The sequence below is a fragment of the Halomonas sp. 3H genome (genome assembly GCF_024206005.1).
Lineage (GTDB): Bacteria > Pseudomonadota > Gammaproteobacteria > Pseudomonadales > Halomonadaceae > Halomonas > Halomonas campaniensis.
This window is the reverse complement of the sequence record NZ_CP100360.1, coordinates 2,152,344-2,167,089: the sequence shown is the minus strand read 5'-3', so window position 1 is coordinate 2,167,089 and position 14,746 is coordinate 2,152,344. Positions and strand designations below refer to the sequence as shown.

Below are 14,746 nucleotides of genomic sequence, written 5' to 3'. Positions count from 1 at the left end.
GAAACCCCGATGCTGGATGCGTCACAGCGAATCACCGCCTTCCGCCTGCTGGTGCTGCTGGCCGGCAGCCTGCCCGCGGTGTGGCTGGCCTGGCAGTGGTGCTTCGGCGACCTGGGGGCGGTGCCCGCCGAGGCGGTGGTCCACTTCACCGGCCGCACCGGCCTGATCCTGCTGCTGGTGACGATTGCCTTCAGCCCGGCATTCCGCCTGACCGGCTGGGTCGGGGTCATGGTCGCGCGGCGCCAGATCGGCCTGTGGGCCTTCTTCTGGCTGGTGGCCCACATGCTGGCCTGGATGGGCCTCGACCAGTTCTGGGACTGGCCCTGGATCCGCCGGGAGATGGTCGACCTGCCCTACATCCGCTACGGTGCGGCGGCGCTTCTGCTGCTGGTGCCGCTGGCGCTCACCTCCTTCCGACGCATGCAGAAGGCCATGGGCTACACTGCCTGGCACTGGCTGCATCGGCTGGTCTACGTGGCGGCGGCGCTGGGCGTGACCCACCTGTGGATCCTGACCCGGGCCGACTACCGCATGCCGATGCTCTTCGCCGCCGCGCTGGCGGCCCTGACGGTGTTCCGTGTGGGGGATGCCCTGCTGGGAGGAAAGCGAGATGCGTAGGGGGACGATGAGCGGTCTGGCGGCGAGCCTGCTGGTCGCCTTGCTGGCTTCGGGCCCGGCCCAGGCCGATGCGGTCGAGGAGGACGAGGCAATGATCGACCTGGCCTGGGACAGCGGCTGCTTCAACTGCCATGACCTGGACAAGACCCTTCGTGGGCCCGCCTGGCGTGACGTGGCCGAGCGCTACCGGGACGACGACGAGGCGCTGGAGCGCCTGGTGGCCACGGTGCGCGACGGCGGCAGCGGCAACTGGGGCGAGGAGCGCATGACCCCCAATCGCCGGGTTGCCGAGGAGCACATCGAGCGCCTGGTGAGCTGGATCCTCGCGCTGCCGCCGGGCCAGGAAGAGGGCTGAGCCCACGGCGCCGGCGAGGGCCGCCGTCCCTGGCGGCCCCGCTGGTCACTGGGTGGTGACCAGCATCACCACGCTCAGCGCGGCCGAGACCCACATGGCCGGGCGGATGTCCTGGAAGCGTCCGGTGCACAGCTTGATCAGCACGAAGCTGAGGAAGCCGAAGGCGATCCCCAGGGTGATCGAGTAGGTCAGCGGCATCAGGATGATCGCCAGGAAGGCCGGAAAGGCCTGTTCGAAGCGCGACCAGTCGATCTTGCCGATGGGCGCCAGCATGAACAGGCCCACCAGCACCAGGGCGGGGGCCGTGGCGATGCCCGGCACCAGCGACAGCAGCGGCGACAGGAACAGGAAGGGCAGGAACAGCAGGGCAATGGTCACCGCCACCAGGCCGGTGCGCCCTCCCTGGGCGACGCCGGCGCCGGATTCGATGAAGGTCTGGGCCGCGCTGGTGCCCAGCGGCGCGGCGATCATCGAGGCGAAGGCATCCACCGTCATGGAGCGCTTGAGGTTGCGCGGGTTGCCGTCCTTGTCCTTAAGGTCCGCCGACTCGGACAGCGCCATGAAACAGGAGAGGGCGTCGAAGAAGTTGGTGAACAGCATCACGAAGATGAACGGCAGGTAGGCGACCTTGAGCGCGCCCCAGATGTCCACCTGCATCACCGCGCCGAAGTCGGGCCATGCGGCCAGGCCGCTCCACTCCACCACCACGTCACCGCCCCACAGGCGCCCCATGGGGGTGGCCAGCAGGGTGGTCAGGGCGATGCCGAGGATCAGGGCACCGTTGAAGCGCAGGATCACCAGGATCGCGGTGGCCATCATGCCGATGAAGAAGGTGATCAGGCCGGGGTCCATGCTGCCCAGGGTCACCAGGGTGGCGTCACTGCCGACGATGAAGCCGGCATTCTTGAAGCCGATGAAGGTGATGAACAGCCCGATGCCGCAGGTAATCGCATAGCGCAGCGAGGGCGGAATGGCCTCGATGATCGCCTTGCGCACGTTGAACATGGCCAGGGTGGCGAACAGCACGCCCGACCAGAACACGCACCCCAGCGCCACTTCCCAGGAGAGTCCCGCCCCGTGCACCAGGGTGTAGGTGAACAGCGCGTTCATGCCCATGCCGGGGGCGACGAGGATCGGGTTCCGGGCGTAGAGGCCCATCGCCAGGCTGCTCATGAAGCTGATCAGCACCGTGGCGGAGAGTGCCGCCGAGAAGGGAATCCCGGCATCGCTCAGGATCGCCGGGTTGACCACGATGATGTACATCGAGGCCAGGAAGGTGGCGATCCCGGCGAGGAACTCGGTGCGCAGGGACGAGCCGCGCCGCGAGACACCGAAGTAGTGATCCAGCCAGTGGCGATCCGTCGAGGAGGAGCCGCGCACGGGCGCGTCGGCCAGGGAGGAGTCGTGGGTTTTCATGGGCATCCCGTTGTTGTTGTGGGTTTCTGACCAATTGGTCAATAACAGGCCGTACCGAGCCTACGCTGACTGACCGGTCGGACAAGTCTGTCGTCCGGCCGGTGAGTCAACGCTCCATGGGGTTCAGGTGAGAGTACGGCGATGCTGCAGGCGTCCCGCGGCCCAGGTCTCGGTCACGCTGCGGTCGTCGCCCAGCATCATCAGTGCGAAGAGCGTCTCGGACAGGGTGCGGCAGCGCGCCGTGCGCCGGGCCAGTAGCGGGGTGGCCGCCGGGTCGAGAACCACGAAGTCGGCGTCCATGCCGGGTGCCAGGCGGCCGATACGCTCATCCAGCGACAGCGCCCGGGCGTTGCCCAGGGTCAGCCCGAAGAAGCCCTGCCAGGCGGTGAGCGGCTGGCCGCGCAGCTGGCCCACCTGGTAGGCGGCCTTCAGCGTGGCCAGTCCCGAAAGGTCGGTGCCGCCGCCCACGTCACTGGCGTAGGTGACGTTGAGTGCCATCTCCCGGGCGGCCTGGCGGTCGAAGAGCCCGCTGCCCAGGAAGAGGTTGGAGCTCGGGCAGAAGGCGAGGTTGGCGCCGCGCTCGGCGAGGCGAGCACGCATCTCCCGGTCCAGGTGGATGCCGTGGGCGAAGGTGCTGCGCGGTCCGACCAGGCCCGACTGCTCGTACACCGCGAGGTAGTCGCGGCTGCCCGGGAAGAGTTCCGCCACCCAGTCGAGCTCGCCGGTGTTCTCCGCCAGGTGGCTCTGCAGCCACAGGCTCGCGTCGTTTCTCAGGAGGGCGCCGGTAGCGTCGAGCTGGGCGCGGGTGGAGGTGGGGGCGAAGCGCGGCGTCAGGCTGTAGCCGAGCCGTCCCTTGCCGTGCCAGTCGGCGATCAGTCGCTCGCTGTCGCGTATGCCGCCCACGACATCGTCGGTGAGCCCCTCGGGGGCGTGGCGGTCCATGAGCACCTTGCCGGCCAGCATGCAGAGCCCTCGGCGCTGACTGGCCGCGAAGAAGGCGTCCACCGACGCCGGGTGGCTCGAGCAGAACACCTGGGCGGTGGTGGTGCCGACCCGCAGCATCTCGTCGAGGAAGGCCTCGGAGAGGGCGTCTGCGTGCTCGCGGCTGGTGAACCTGAGCTCCTCCGGGAAGGTGTAGTCGTTGAGCCAGTCAAGCAGTTGGCGCCCGTAGGAGGCCATGATCTCCAGCTGCACGTAGTGGACGTGGCTGTCGATGAAGCCGGGGGTGATCAGTTTGCCGCGGTGATCGATCACCTCGAGGCCCGGGGGCAGCTCGGGGGCCAGGGTGGCGTAGTCGCCGATGGCCCGGATCCGTCCATTCTCGATCCACAGGACACCGTCCGGGTGGTGGGTGACGCTGCCCGGGGCGGGGGTGTCCTCGTCGCCGGGGTCGGCATCGAAGCTCAGCAGTTCGGCGCGCAGCAGGCGCGAGTCGTTCGTCGTCATTGTGGTCAGGGGCTCATGAAGTAAACAGGTGGCGCAGCTCGGCGGGATCCAGGCCGCGCTGGTCGGGGCGTTCGACGCTGGCCGTCAGCGGCAAGAGCTCGGCGAGGGTGGCAAGCGCAATGGCGTAGGGGGTCTTGTCCCCCCCGGTGCCACCCGCCGCCATGCCGATGGGGCAGCGCACTCGGGCAAGTGCCGCCTCGACATGGCCGGCCTTGCCCAGCCGCGAGCGGAAGCTGGCCCACTTGCTGGTCGAGCCGATCAGTCCGAGGGAGGCGACGTCGCCACGGGCGAGCAGGGCATCCACCAGGGCGAGATCCTCGGCGTGGTCGTGGGTCAGCACCAGGGCATGGGCGCCCGGCGGCAGCGCGGCCACGGCGGCGATCGGGTCGGGAGCGTGGCGGCACTCCAGCCGCGGCTGCTCCGCCGCCCAGTCGGGGAAGACCCCCGGGCGGCTGTCGTGCCAGTGCACTCGCCAGGGCAGCGGCGCGGCCAGCCGCACGAGCTCGGTGCCCACGTGGCCGGCGCCGAAGAGTGCCAGGGTCGTGGCACTGCCGGGGAATACCTCGATCAGCACGTTGACGAAGCCGCCGCAGCACTGGCCGCTGCGCCCGCCCAGGGAGAAGGCCTCGAGGCTCATGCCGCCCTCGGCACTGCCATCCTTCCCGGCGAGCCGCGCCCGGGCGGCCTCGATCACCTGGTACTCGAAGGTGCCGCCGCCCAGGGTGTCGAAGACGCCATCGGCGGTGATCACCATGCGCGCGCCCGGCTCCCGGGGCGTGGAGCCGGCGCTGGTCACCTGGGTGGCCAGGGCGTGGGGCAGGCCGTCGCGCTGCAGGCGGTCCAGGGCGGCGTGCCAGCTCTCGGGGCGATGGTCGCCTGCGCGGATCACGGCGTCGGCTCCTCGAAGGCCGGCGGCCAGCCGCTGTGGCGCGAGCGCAGCGCCTCGGCGGCCAGCAGCACCCGCTCGGGCGTGGCCGGGGTGTCGAGCCGCGGCGCCTCGCGGTAGTCGGCGAGGCTGGCCAGGGCGTCGCGCAGCGCCGACCACACCGAGATGCCCAGCATGAAGGGGGGCTCGCCGACGGCCTTGGAGCGGTAGATGCTGGCCATGGAGTTGGGGTGGCCCTCCATCAGTTCGACGTTGAACACCGGCGGCAGGTCGCCGTAGGTGGGGATCTTGTAGGTGGCGGGGCCGTCGGAGATCAGCCGGCCGGCCTCGTTCCACTTCAGCTCCTCGCTGGTCAGCCAGCCCATGCCCTGGATGAAGCCACCCTCCACCTGGCCGATGTCGATGGCCGGGTTCAGGGAGTCGCCCACGTCATGCAGGATGTCGACCCGCTCCACCTGGTACTCGCCGCTCAGGGTATCGATGCTCACCTCGGCCACCGCGGCCCCGAAGGCGAAGTAGTAGAAGGGGCGGCCCTGGCCGGTGCCGCGGTCGTAGTGGATCAGCGGGGTGGCGTAGAAGCCCTTCTCGGAGAGCGAGACGCGCCCGAGATAGGCCGCCTGGACCAGCTCGCCCCAGGGGATGCGCCGCTCGCTCTCCCCTTCGCCTGCCACCAGGTGGCCCGCCTCCAGGCGCATCGCCTCGCGGTCCAGGGCATAGTGCTCGGCGGCGAAGTCGAAGAGTCGCGCCTTGAGGGTCAGACAGGCGTCGCGGGCGGCCATGCCGTTGAGGTCCGCACCGCTCGAGGCGGCGGTGGGGGAGGTGTTGGGCACCTTGTCGGTGCGGGTGGCGGTGATGCGCACCGCCTCCATGTCCAGCGACAGCTCCCGGGCCACCACCTGGCAGATCTTGGTGTGCAGCCCCTGGCCCATCTCGGTGCCACCGTGGTTGATCTGCACGCTGCCGTCGGTATAGACGTGGAGCAGGGCGCCGGCCTGGTTGAGGTGCTTGGCGGTGAAGGAGATGCCGAACTTTACCGGGGTCAGTGCCAGGCCGCGCTTGATCACGGGGCTCTTGGCGTTGAAGGCGGTGATCGTCTCGCGCCGCGCCCAGTAGTCGCTGTTCGCCTCCAGCCGCTCGACCAGCTCGTGCAGCAGGCCGAGCTGCTCCACGGTCTGGCCATAGTGGGTGATGTCGCGTCCCTGGCGATAGAGGTTACGCTTGCGCACGGTGAGCGGATCCTCGCCCACCCGGCGGGCGATGTCGTCCATGGCCGCCTCGATCACCATCATCCCCTGGGGGCCGCCAAAGCCGCGGAAGGCGGTGTTGGAGGCGGTATGGGTGCGCGCACGGTGGCCGGTGACCCGGGCCGCCCCCAGCGAGTAGGCGTTGTCGGCGTGGAACATGGCACGGTCGACGATGGCATCCGACAGGTCCGGCGAGTAGCCGCAGTCGCCGATCACCGTGATCTCGCCGCCCTGGATCACGCCGCGCTCGTCCACGGCCAGCCGATAGCGGTTGTGGAAGGGGTGGCGCTTGCCGGTGACCCGCATGTCCTCGGCCCGGGGCAGGCGCAGCCTGGCCGCGCGGCCGGTCCGCCGGGCGATGAGGGCGGCGATGCAGGCCCAGGGCGAGGCCTGGGTCTCCTTGCCGCCGAAGCCGCCGCCCATGCGCCGCACCTCCACGGTCACCGCGTGGAAGGGGATGCCCAGTACCTCGGCCACCAGCTTCTGGGTCTCGCTGGGGTGCTGGTTGGAGGTGTGCACCACCACGCCCTCGTCCTCGGTGGGGGTGACCAGGCAGGCCTGGCCCTCCAGGTAGAAGTGCTCCTGGCCACCGACGAACTGCTCGCCCTCCACCACCAGCGGCGCGTCGACCAGCGTGGCCTTCCAGTCGACGCCCTGCTGGACGTGGGTGGGGCGCACGAACTCGCCGCGCTCGGCGGCGGCCACCGGGTCGAGGCTCGCCGGCTGCTCGTCGATCTCGACGACGCCGGCCGCAAGCGCCGCCTTCACCGCGTCCCGGGCGGCAGCATGGCTGTCGGCGGCCACGGCGAAGAGCACCTGGCCGGCATAGCTGATCTCGTCCTCGACGAAGATCGGGTCGCCGGGGAACACCGGACCGATATCGGTATGGCCGAGCACGTCATCAAAGCCCACCGCATCCACCACGCCGGGCAGCGCGCGGACCCTGTCGAGGTCGAGGCGGATCAGGCGGCCGTGGGCCACCGGCGAGAGGGCCAGCGCTAGGTGCAGGCAGTCCGCCGGTGCCTTGAGGTCGTCGATATAGGCGGCGCGACCGGTGACGTGCTTGACCGCGCTCTCATGGGCCCGGGCGCTGCCGGCATGGCCATGGGTGGCGGCCTGAGCGGTCTCCCGGGCCAGGGGGCCATCGCCCTTGATGCGGTCATGCTGCGCCTGGCGGGCCCGGGCAGCATCGGCGGAGAGGTCCGTCGCGGTGTCGGGCTCCCTGGCCGGCGCGGTAGCGGGCGCCTTGGAAAGATTAGTGAGCGTACGCATGGAGCATCACCTCCGGGGAGCTTGCGGTGTCGGACTGTCTCTGGTCTTCCATCATGAGCACCAGGCGCAGGCGTTCGAGCAGGTTGGCGGCGGAAAGCTTGCGGTAGTGGGCGCTGCCGCGCACGTCGCTCATCGGCGAGAAGTCCTGCTGCAGGGCCAGTCTGGCGGCCTGGAAGGCGGCCAGGTCCGGTGCCTTGCCCTCCAGGGCCGCCTCTGCGGCGGCGGCCCGCGTCGGCGTGGCCGCCATGCCGCCGAAGGCCAGGCGTACGTCGCGCAGCACGCCCTCCTCGAGGCGCCAGGAAAAGGCGCCCAGCACCGCCGAGATATCGTCCTCACGACGCTTGGACAGCTTCCAGACCCTGAGGTGTCGCCCGGGCTCGGGGCGGGGCAGGAAGATGGCGCGGATCACCTCGCCCTCCCGCAGGTCGGTCTTCTTGTAGTCGAGGAAGAAGGCGTCGAGGGGCAGCTCCCGCTCAGCCTCTCCAGCACCTTCTTCGGGCCCGGCCAGCCACAGTCGTGACCCCAGCGCCAGCAGCACCGGCGGGGTGTCACCGATGGGGGAGGCGTTGGCGATATTGCCGCCCAGGGTGCCGCGGTTGCGCACCTGGGCGGAGCCCAGGCGGTGCAGCAGGTGGGCGAAGGCCGGGTAGTGCTCTTCGAGCAGCGGTTCGAGGCGCGCGTAGGTGACCGCGCCACCGATCCACCAGCCCTCGCGGCCATCGTCCAGGGTGGTCGCCTCGATGGCATTGAGCTCGGCGACCCGGGTGACGTCCACCAGGCGTTCGAAACGCTGCAGGCGCTGGGTCACCTCCAGCCAGAGGTCGGTGCCGCCGGCGACGATGGGCGCCTCGGGGTGGCGCCGGCGGGCCTCGACCAGCGCGGCCAGGGTGGCGGGCTGGACGAAGGCGGCGTCGGCCGCGTGTTCCTGCTGCGGTGCGGCGGCGTCGATGGCCAGGTCCAGCCACTGGGGGCGTTCCTCGGCATGGTCGGCCATGGAGAGCGCCGCGTCGCGGATCGGACGGTAGCCGGTGCAGCGGCAGAGGTTGCCACCCAGCGCCGCCTCGAGTCGCTCGGGCGTCAGGGGTGCGGGCGAGCGCTGCTGCGCCTCATGCAGGGTAAACAGCGACATCACGATGCCCGGGGTGCAGAAGCCGCACTGGCTGGCATGGCAGTCGACCATGGCGGCCTGGGCGGGATGCAGTCGGTCGCCTCGGGCGAGCCCCTCCACGGTGACCAGTTGGCGGCCTTGGAGCTGGTGGGCAGGGGTGATGCAGGCGTTGGCACTGTGGTATCGCACCCGGCCGTCGGGGCCGGCCTCGCCGATGGCCACGGTGCAGGCACCGCAGTCACCCGAGGCGCACCCCTCCTTGGTGCCGGTCTGGCCGAGCGTCTCGCGAAGCAGTTCGAGCACGCTGGTGTCGGGCGACGCCTCGCAGTGGCGGGGCTGCCCGTTGAGATGGAAGTCGATCATCGCCTTTGTCTCTTTTGTTGGCTTCGTTGTTGGCTTCCGGATGACATCGGTCAGGGGGATGTCCGGTTCTTGACCATTCGGTCAGGATGATTTCAGGATGGGTCAGAATCTGTCGCTTTGCAAGCCCGTTTGCAGCCCGCACCGTGCTGGGGCACTATCCTGACGTCGGTCCATGATGGGGCAGAGGGGGAAGGATGAGGCAGCCGCAAGCGGTGTCGGCGAGAGGCACGCGAGAGAAGGGCGAGGCGAACGGCGTCACGCGCCAGCGAAACGAGCGGGAGATCCTGGCGGCGGCGGAGCGGGTCTTCGCCCGCCACGGCTATCGCGGGGCCAGCCTGCAGGCGATCGCCGAGGAAGCCGGGCTGCCGAAGTCCAACGTGCTCTACTACATGGGCAGCAAGCGTGACCTCTACGTGCGCCTGCTGGAGCGCATGATGATGCGCTGGAACGCCCTGCTGGACGATATCTCGGTGGACGATGATCCGGCCGAGGTGCTCGAGGCCTTCATCCACAGCAAGATGCAGCTGTCGCGCCGCCACCCCGAGGGCTCCCGACTGTTCGCCGCCGAGATCCTCGGCGGGGCCCCCTTCCTGCAGGAATACCTGAGCGGCGAGCTGCGCAGCTGGGTCCAGGCCCGGGCGCGGATCTTCGAGCAGTGGGCAGAGCGCGGCCTGATGGACCCCGTCGACCCGGTCTGGCTGATCTTCCTGATCTGGTCCGCCACCCAGCACTACGCCGACTTCGAGGCCCAGGTGCTGGGCATCACCGGCAAGGGCGAACTCGGTGATGCCGACGTGGAGCAGATCACCGCCTTCCTCACCCGGGTGATCCTCAAGGGATGTGGGGTGAGACCGCCCGGGAGCGGGGCATGATAGAGTGTTGCCAGGCGCATGTTTAAAAGGTGAAGCCATGAATACGGCCAAGGACGATGTGCGGCAACTGCTCGAGTCCCTTCCCGAGGACTGCACGATGGAAGACATCCAGTACCATCTCTACGTCGTAGAAAAGGTACTGAGAGGCAGTCAGCGTGCTGAGGCCGAGGGAGCTCTCAGCCAAGAACAGGTCGAGCGGAAGCTGGCAAAGTGGCTCGACCGCTAGCTTGGTCACCAGAAGCGCTTGACGTCATCCATGGGCGTCGTCTGTTGGAAAATACAGAGCGCTTCCCTTAATAGGCGTCACGCCTCCTTCGGCAGCGCCAGGCTGATCAGCACGGTGGCGGCGAGCAGGGCGCTGGAGACCCACAGAGTGGCGGTGAGCCCACCGGCGAGGTAGAGCCAGCCGGAGAGCAGGGTGCCGATCAGCCGCCCCATGGCGTTGGCCATGTAGTAGAAGCCCACGTCCAGCGAGACCCCGTCTGAGCGCGCCATGCGCACGATCAGGAAGCTGTGAAGGCTGGAATTCACCGCGAAGACCGCGCCGAACAGCAAGAGCCCCCCCAGCAGCACGACGTGCGGCTGCACCTCCAGAAAGAGTGCGATGAGGGCCGGCAGGGCGGTAAGCGCCGCGGCCCAGGCGATGGCCGCCCCGCGCCCCGCCGTACCCCCGGTGATCCGCGGCGCGACCGCCTGCACCGCGCCGTAGCCGATTACCCAGAGCGCCAGGAAGCCCCCCACCTGCCAGCTGTCCCACTCGAAGCGGGTGGCCAGGAAGACCGGCAGGGCCACCACGAACCAGACGTCCCGGGCCCCGAAGAGGCACATCCGAGCCGCCGAGAGGATATTGATGGCGCGGCTCTTGGACAGCATCTCGCGAAACTTCGGCTTGGCCTTGGCCCGGCCCAGATCGCCGTCCAGGCGCGCCAGCGACAGCGCCAGCACCCCGGCGAGCATCACCGCCATGGCGAGTATGGCCCCCTGGAAGCCGATCAGGGTCAGCAGCAGGCCCCCCAGGAAGAAGCCCACCCCCTTGAGCGCGTTCTTGGAGCCGGTGAGCAGCGCCACCCAGCGGTAGAGCGACTGATGGCCGGCGTCGCCGGCCGGCACCAGGGTCTTGATGGCGCTCTTGGCGCTCATCTTGTTGAGGTCCTTGGCGATCCCCGAGAGCGCCTGGGCGGCCATCACCCAGGGCACCGAGAGCCAGGCCACCGGCACCAGCAGCATGGCCAGCGCCACCACCTGCAGGGCGAGGCCCAGGTTCATGGTGCGGTTGAGCCCGAGGCGCGCTCCCAGCCAGCCCCCCACCAGGTTGGTCACCACCCCGAAGAACTCGTAGAAGAGGAACAGCAGTGCCACTTCCAGGGCCGAGTAGCCCAGCCCGTAGAAGTAGAGCACCACCAGCATGCGCAGGGCGCCGTCGGTCAGGGTGAAGGCCCAGTAGTTGCCGGTGACCAGCAGGTACTGGCGGATCTCCCGGGGCAGGGCGGCGACGCGGGCGATCATCCCGCCAGGCCCACTTTGGCGGCCAGCTCCGCGGTGCGGCAGGCATAGCCATACTCGTTGTCGTACCAGGCGTAGAGCTTCACCTGGGTGCCGGCCACCACCATGGTGGAGAGCGCGTCGACGATGGAACTGCGCGGGTCGGTGCGATAGTCGATGGAGACCAGCGGGCGCTCCTCATAGCCGAGGATGCCGGCAAGCGGGCCTTCGGCGGCGGCCTTGAGCAGGGCGTTGACCTCCTCCTCGGTGGTCTCGCGCGCCACCTCGAAGACCATGTCGGTCAGCGAGGCGTTGGCCAGGGGCACGCGCACGGCGTGGCCGTTCAGCTTGCCGGTGAGCTCCGGGAAGATGGCGGTGATCGCCTTGGCCGAGCCGGTGGTGGTGGGGATCAGGCTCATGCCGCAGGCCCGGGCGCGCCGGAGATCCTTGTGAGGGGCATCGAGGATCACCTGGGTGTTGGTGATGTCGTGGATGGTGGTCATGGAGCCGTGGCGGATGCCGAGTGCCTCGTGGATCACCTTGACCACCGGGGCCAGGCAGTTGGTGGTGCAGCTGGCCGCGGTGACGATGCGGTGCTCGGCGGGGTCGAAGAGGTGGTCGTTGACCCCCACCACCAGGTTGAGCACGCCCTCGTCCTTCACCGGGGCACTCACCACCACACGCTTCACGCCCTGGTCCAGGTAGGCCTGGAGCGTGTCGGTGGTCTTCATCTTGCCCGAGGCCTCGATCACCACGTCGCAGCCGGACCAGTCGGTGGCCTTTATCTCGTGGTTCGCCGTGAAGGCGATGCGCCGGCCGGCCACCGTCAGGGCGGTGTCGTCCGCCGTGATATCATCGCCGCCGCCGGTCCACTGGCCGTGCACCGAGTCGAACTGCAGCAGGTGGGCGAAGGTGGCGGCGTCGCTGCCCGGGTCGTTGATCTGCACGAACTCGAGGTCCGGGTTCGTCCAGCCGGCGCGCAACGCCAGGCGGCCGATGCGGCCGAAGCCGTTGATGCCGATCCTGACCGTCATGGGAATCTCCTGTGGGGTGTCGCGGGTGCATGGAGGGAAGCGTCAATATATCTGGCAAATCGTATATGAAGAAAGATGACAGTTCGATGACGGCGGGACTACCCATCGAGGCGCGGCTCGACGCCATCCAGGCAGCCCTGGCGGCACACCCCCGGGCGCTGCTGGTGGCCGAGCCCGGCGCCGGCAAGACCACCCGGGTGCCCTTGGCGCTGCTCGGGGTGCCCTGGGCCGCCGAGGGCAGGCTGCTGCTGCTGGAGCCTCGGCGGGTGGCGGCGCGGCTCGCCGCCGGTTTCATGGCGGAATGCCTGGGAGAGAAGGTGGGCGAGACCGTGGGCTACCGGATGCGCGGCGAGAGCCGGGTGGGGCCCGCCACGCGCCTTGAGGTGGTCACCCAGGGGGTGCTGACCCGCATGCTCCAGGAGGACCCGCTGCTGGAGGGGGTGGCCGGCATCCTCTTCGACGAGTTCCACGAGCGCAGCCTGGAGGCAGACCTCGGCCTGGCGCTGGCCCTGGACGCCCAGTCGGTGCGCGACGATCTGCGCCTGCTGGTGATGTCGGCGACCCTGGACGTGGACGCCCTGCTCGGCGTGCTGGGCGAGGGCACCCCGGTGATCGACTGCCCGGGACGCACCTTCCCCGTGGCGACCCGCTACCGCGCCCTCAACGCCCGGGAGGAGGCCGCCCCCCAGCAGGCCCGGGCGCTGCTCGACGCGATGGAGCAGCAGGAAGGCGATGCCCTGATGATCCTCCCGGGGGTGGCGGAGATCCGTCGCCTGGCCCGGGAGCTGGCACATCGGGCGCCCGAGCTTGCCGTCATGGAGCTCCATGGCCGCCTGCCCCTCGAGGCCCAGCGCCGGGCCCTGCGCCCCGACCCGGACGGGCGCCGTCGGGTGGTGCTGGCCACCGCCATCGCCGAGTCCAGCGTCACCGTGGACGGGGTGCGCCTGGTGGTGGACGCGGGCCAGGAGCGGGTGCCGGTGTTCCAGCCGAGAAGCGGGCTGACCCGCCTGGCGACACGACGCGTCAACCGTGCCAGCGCCGACCAGCGCCGCGGCCGCGCCGGCCGCCAGGGTCGCGGCCTCTGCCTGCGGCTCTGGGCCGAGGAACAGCCGCTGGTGCCCCACGGCGAGCCGGAGATTCGCCTGGCCGATCTCGCGCCGCTGGCCTTCGAGCTGGCCCGCTGGGGCGTGACGGATCCCGATAGCCTCGCCTGGGTGACCCCGCCCCCCGCTGCGGCGCTCGCCGCCGGTCGCGACCTGCTCAATCGCCTGGGGCTGCTGGATGCCGGGAACCACCTCACCGAACTGGGGCGGGCTGCGGGGCGCTGGTCCACCCATCCGCGCTTGGCGGCGATGCTGGAGCGCGCCCGGGCGCTCGACTCGCTGCCGCTGGCCTGCGCCTTGGTGGCACTCCTCGAGGGGCGCGGCCTGGACGAGGAGCGTGACCTGGAGCGGGCGCTGCAGGGCCGGCTGCGCGAGCCCCGTGAGCATCGCCAGTGGCAGCGAGACGCCAAGCGCCTGGCCCGCATCGCCGATGTCTCCCTGGACGTGGCCAGCCTTTCGCCGCTGGGGGAGCTGCTGGCGCTGGCCTATCCGGAGCGCATCGCCCAGCGTCTGGACGCGCCGGGTCGCTTCCGCCTGGCCAGCGGGGGCCTGGCGACCCTGCCCGAGCATCACCCCCTGGCCCATGCCGCGCTGCTGGTGGCGGTGGAGCTCGACGGGGAGGCGAGCGGGGCGCGTATCTTTCGCGCGGTGGGGCTTTCTCGAGAGCGGCTCGAGGTGCTCTACCCCGAGTGCGCCGAGTGGCGGGCGAGCCTCGAGTGGTCCGATGCCGAGGGCCGCCTGATCGGCGAGCAGGTGCGCGGCCTGGGCGCGGTGGTGCTGGAGCGAAGGCCCCTGGCCAAGCCGCCGGCCGAGGCGGTCAGGGCGGCGCTGCTAGAGGCGCTGCGCCGCCGGGGGCTACCCCGGGATGAGGCCCTGACCCAGCTGCAGGGGCGGGTGGCGCTGCTGCGCCGAACACTGGGCGCCGATGGGCAGGCGGCGTGGCCCGACTGGTCCGACGAGTCGTTGCTGGCGACCATGGAGACCTGGCTCGCCCCGCACCTCGATGGCATCACCCGGCTCGATGCGGTGGAGCGCCTGCCCCTGGCGCGCCTGCTGCTCGACACCCTGGATTGGCCGCTTCGCGCCCGCCTGGACGAGCTGGCCCCGGAGCGGCTGCCGGTGCCCAGCGGCGCCAGCCATCGGGTGGACTATACGCCCTGTCTCGAGGCCAAGCCGCCGGTGCTGGCGGTGAAGCTCCAGGAGTGCTTCGGCTGGCAGGCCTCGCCCCGGGTGGCCGATGGCCGCGAGGCGGTGCTCTTGCACCTGCTCTCGCCGGCGCGCCGCCCGCTGCAGGTCACCGCGGACCTGGCAAGCTTCTGGGCCAGCGGTTACCCGGAGGTGCGCAAGGAGGTGCGCGGCCGCTACCCCAAGCATCCCTGGCCTGAGGATCCCACGACTGCCGAGGCTACCGCCCGCACCAAGCGCAAATAGCGTCAGCAAAAATCCGCGTGAACCCTCGCCCACTCGGGCGGGGAGGTAAGCGGGCAGTGCGATAGCACTGCGGGGTTTGCAGCATTTGGCCAGTCGGCATAAGCTGTGCATATATC

Annotated in this window: 12 protein-coding genes; 5 read left to right on the top strand and 7 right to left on the bottom strand. The window is 70.1% G+C overall.

The window, feature by feature from the left end:
• Window positions 1-9 precede the first annotated feature (9 nt).
• Window positions 10-618: a sulfite oxidase heme-binding subunit YedZ gene (locus NFC98_RS10085; protein WP_254274867.1), complete on the top strand. Its 609-nt coding sequence runs from the start codon at window positions 10-12 to the stop codon at window positions 616-618.
• Window positions 611-973, top strand: coding sequence for a c-type cytochrome (locus tag NFC98_RS10080; RefSeq protein WP_254274866.1), 363 nt, complete (start codon window positions 611-613; stop codon window positions 971-973). Before NFC98_RS10085 ends, NFC98_RS10080 begins: the two co-directional genes overlap by 8 nt.
• Before the next feature lie 45 nt (window positions 974-1,018).
• Here the strand turns inward: NFC98_RS10080 and NFC98_RS10075 are convergent, their stop codons facing one another.
• From NFC98_RS10075 to xdhA, 5 genes are all read right to left on the bottom strand, one after another.
• Window positions 1,019-2,389: an NCS2 family permease gene (locus NFC98_RS10075; protein ID WP_254274865.1), complete on the bottom strand. Its 1,371-nt coding sequence runs from the start codon at window positions 2,387-2,389 to the stop codon at window positions 1,019-1,021.
• A gap of 123 nt (window positions 2,390-2,512) precedes the next feature.
• Window positions 2,513-3,835 (bottom strand): guanine deaminase, encoded by a 1,323-nt coding sequence (gene guaD / locus NFC98_RS10070; RefSeq protein WP_254274864.1) that lies wholly within the window; start codon window positions 3,833-3,835, stop codon window positions 2,513-2,515.
• A gap of 13 nt (window positions 3,836-3,848) precedes the next feature.
• Entirely contained in the window at window positions 3,849-4,724 is an 876-nt protein-coding gene (gene xdhC, locus NFC98_RS10065) for a xanthine dehydrogenase accessory protein XdhC (RefSeq protein WP_254274863.1), read from the bottom strand.
• Window positions 4,721-7,237, bottom strand: a complete 2,517-nt coding sequence (gene xdhB, locus NFC98_RS10060) for a xanthine dehydrogenase molybdopterin binding subunit (RefSeq protein WP_254274862.1) — start codon at window positions 7,235-7,237, stop codon at window positions 4,721-4,723. Before xdhB ends, xdhC begins: the two co-directional genes overlap by 4 nt.
• Complete coding sequence (xdhA, locus tag NFC98_RS10055) at window positions 7,221-8,708, bottom strand: xanthine dehydrogenase small subunit (RefSeq protein WP_254274861.1); 1,488 nt, start codon at window positions 8,706-8,708, stop codon at window positions 7,221-7,223. The genes xdhB and xdhA overlap by 17 nt, the downstream gene beginning before the upstream one ends.
• A 194-nt stretch (window positions 8,709-8,902) precedes the next feature.
• Between xdhA and NFC98_RS10050 the strand changes: the two genes are divergently transcribed.
• Both NFC98_RS10050 and NFC98_RS10045 read left to right on the top strand, forming a co-directional pair.
• On the top strand, window positions 8,903-9,580 hold the full coding sequence (locus NFC98_RS10050; protein WP_254274860.1) for a TetR/AcrR family transcriptional regulator: 678 nt from the start codon (window positions 8,903-8,905) through the stop codon (window positions 9,578-9,580).
• Window positions 9,581-9,617: 37 nt separating this feature from the next.
• Window positions 9,618-9,806, top strand: coding sequence for a hypothetical protein (locus NFC98_RS10045; protein WP_254274859.1), 189 nt, complete (start codon window positions 9,618-9,620; stop codon window positions 9,804-9,806).
• Window positions 9,807-9,883: 77 nt separating this feature from the next.
• On the opposite strand, the gene arsJ is transcribed toward NFC98_RS10045, so the two are convergent.
• A complete protein-coding gene (arsJ, locus tag NFC98_RS10040) occupies window positions 9,884-11,086 on the bottom strand; it encodes an organoarsenical effux MFS transporter ArsJ (RefSeq protein WP_254274858.1) in 1,203 nt (400 codons plus the stop codon).
• The gene (locus tag NFC98_RS10035; RefSeq protein ID WP_254274857.1) at window positions 11,083-12,096 is read right to left on the bottom strand and encodes an ArsJ-associated glyceraldehyde-3-phosphate dehydrogenase; all 1,014 of its coding nucleotides are present in this window, start codon (window positions 12,094-12,096) and stop codon (window positions 11,083-11,085) included. Before NFC98_RS10035 ends, arsJ begins: the two co-directional genes overlap by 4 nt.
• 86 nt (window positions 12,097-12,182) lie before the next feature.
• On the opposite strand from NFC98_RS10035, the gene hrpB reads away from it, so the two are divergent.
• The gene (gene hrpB, locus NFC98_RS10030) at window positions 12,183-14,630 is read left to right on the top strand and encodes an ATP-dependent helicase HrpB (RefSeq protein ID WP_254274856.1); all 2,448 of its coding nucleotides are present in this window, start codon (window positions 12,183-12,185) and stop codon (window positions 14,628-14,630) included.
• Window positions 14,631-14,746: the final 116 nt, after the last annotated feature.

Coding starts and splice junctions, on each gene's coding strand:
- NFC98_RS10085 (WP_254274867.1), top strand. CDS start 10: ATGCTGGATGCGTCACAGCGAATCACCGCCTTCCGCCTGCTGGTGCTG.
- NFC98_RS10080 (WP_254274866.1), top strand. CDS start 611: ATGCGTAGGGGGACGATGAGCGGTCTGGCGGCGAGCCTGCTGGTCGCC.
- NFC98_RS10075 (WP_254274865.1), bottom strand. CDS start 2,389: ATGAAAACCCACGACTCCTCCCTGGCCGACGCGCCCGTGCGCGGCTCC.
- guaD (WP_254274864.1), bottom strand. CDS start 3,835: ATGACGACGAACGACTCGCGCCTGCTGCGCGCCGAACTGCTGAGCTTC.
- xdhB (WP_254274862.1), bottom strand. CDS start 7,237: ATGCGTACGCTCACTAATCTTTCCAAGGCGCCCGCTACCGCGCCGGCC.
- xdhA (WP_254274861.1), bottom strand. CDS start 8,708: ATGATCGACTTCCATCTCAACGGGCAGCCCCGCCACTGCGAGGCGTCG.
- NFC98_RS10050 (WP_254274860.1), top strand. CDS start 8,903: ATGAGGCAGCCGCAAGCGGTGTCGGCGAGAGGCACGCGAGAGAAGGGC.
- NFC98_RS10045 (WP_254274859.1), top strand. CDS start 9,618: ATGAATACGGCCAAGGACGATGTGCGGCAACTGCTCGAGTCCCTTCCC.
- arsJ (WP_254274858.1), bottom strand. CDS start 11,086: ATGATCGCCCGCGTCGCCGCCCTGCCCCGGGAGATCCGCCAGTACCTG.
- NFC98_RS10035 (WP_254274857.1), bottom strand. CDS start 12,096: ATGACGGTCAGGATCGGCATCAACGGCTTCGGCCGCATCGGCCGCCTG.
- hrpB (WP_254274856.1), top strand. CDS start 12,183: ATGACGGCGGGACTACCCATCGAGGCGCGGCTCGACGCCATCCAGGCA.